Source organism: Gilliamella sp. Nev6-6 (assembly GCF_001690605.1).
In the GTDB taxonomy this organism is placed as follows: Bacteria; Pseudomonadota; Gammaproteobacteria; order Enterobacterales; family Orbaceae; genus Gilliamella; species Gilliamella apicola_C.
The window spans coordinates 1-1,902 of record NZ_LZHP01000075.1 but is presented as its reverse complement, the minus strand read 5'-3'; the positions used below and the strand labels follow the sequence as shown (position 1 = coordinate 1,902).

The window sequence follows — 1,902 nt, the reverse complement described above, 5'->3', positions numbered from 1 at the left end:
ACCTTTTGCAGTAACGCCAGCTGTTGAAAGTGAAAATAACAATTCAGCATCTGATACTGACACGCCTAATATCTTAGCTAGCCCCTCGGCTGTTTGCGTATGATAAGTTTTGCCATAATAAACGGTCATTGCTCCCGTTACGCCATTATCAGCCATTGACCATGTTAGATATGCACTTGGTATACATCCCACCACTGAGCTGCAACCTGGTGATAATGCGGCTGCTCCAAACCCATCGATAGCAGCAAACCCAATCTGAAGGACACCTCCTGCTCGAGTGGTTATGCTGTATTCATTATCAATATTCTTTGTACCATCAAAAATACCATCAAAAAATGTATACTGAAATAACTTTTCATTTTTTTGATAAGGTATACCAAATATAGTTCTATTTTTTGTGTGTTCTTGAGCTGCAAGCGTTTCTCTATATGCTTGTAACTCGTCACTACTGCCTAACTTTTCTAGTTCTCGGAGTGCCGCTTTCTGCGGGTCATTATCAGCCAGTTCGGACGAACATTTAATTAGTGCACATGCTGCTGCAAGATAACGTAATTCTTCCTGCTTATCTCCTTTAGCCAATTTTCTAATTCGTTTATTCTCTCTACGCGTAGTTAAACGGTTATTCTCAACCGCATTCTTACTCGCAGCTATCGAAGCGCCAACATCACCCACATCACCACCAACGCTGGCCGTGGCAAGGCCTGCTGCCAGTTGCGATAATGCGCTGATATTTTGTTTTTCTGCTTCGGTGAGGTCTTTGATGTCTTTCTTTTTACCTTTATCATCTTTATAAAGGTTGCGGATAACTTCTGCAGCAAGTTCGCCACTTACTGCGCCTGCGCCACCCGCTAAGCCTGAGTTGCCTTGTAGTTCGGCTATAGTGCCCGCTAATATGGCGTGAGCCGTTAAACGAGCTACTTCGTTATCCCCTGCATGTATTTTAATTTGCTCTGCTAGCCATGGCGCACTAGCACCTGCAAGGCCACCCGTGACGTCACCAGCGATGATGCCGGTAATGATTGATGCGGCTGAATCTATGCCTTTGCTGACATCTCCACCCATGGTGCCAAGGTTGTTTTTTGCATTTTTTACCACTGCATCGCTGACGGCATCATAATAATTTTGCTGGTAAAGCTCGTCGTAGCTTTTTGGGGTGTAGCTTGGGTCTTGTTGAGCTTTAAGCTTTTCTTTTTTTAGCTGATCTGTGGTTTTTTCTTTTAGGCCTTTTTTAATTTCTTCGTCGTTTTCTATTTTGTTTTGTGCCTGTATTTGGTCATATTTGCCCATTACGCTTTTCGTCTGTTGGGCTATGTCTTTGATAAGCTCTACCGTTTCGATTTTGTCGAGCTCTTTTTGTTTGTCAAATATCGGTTTTAGTGAGTTATTCGCATGCTCCGTATCTCGGCTTAAATCATTAATATCCTGTTGTTGTTTGTCTTTGTTGCGGATGATGAGTTGACCTTGCTCTACCGCTGAGTGGGTGATGCTTGAGTCTTTTTCACTGTTTTGATATGCCGCTGGTGCACCTGCGCCACCCGTGCCGCCACTGACCGAGATATGGCTAACATTAAATTCCGCTTTGTTTTTGATATCACTAAAGCTGATTGTGCCCGTATCAAGGCGGTTTTTGTTGGTGTCTTCGGCTTCCGAGGAGATGACCGCCCCTTTTAGGTCGGTGTTGTTGCCTACCTTGATGTCAAAGCCACCTTTGCCAGCAAAAATACCCGATTGGTCGGTGACACTTGCCCATTTGCTGTCGATGTCCGTACTTGATAATGAGCCGTTGGCACTAAAGCCACCAAAGCCAGCACTGCCACTTACTGAGGCGCTGATTTTTTCGTAATCATAGTCGTCCGTATCTTGCAGTGATTGGATGTTTAAGTTGTTACCCACATCCATGTT

Annotated in this window: 1 protein-coding gene; it reads right to left on the bottom strand. The window is 44.2% G+C overall.

Features of this window, described 5'->3' with window-relative positions:
- Positions 1-1,902: VENN motif pre-toxin domain-containing protein (locus A9G42_RS09100; protein ID WP_179854636.1), on the bottom strand; the 1,902-nt coding region annotated here is incomplete at both ends.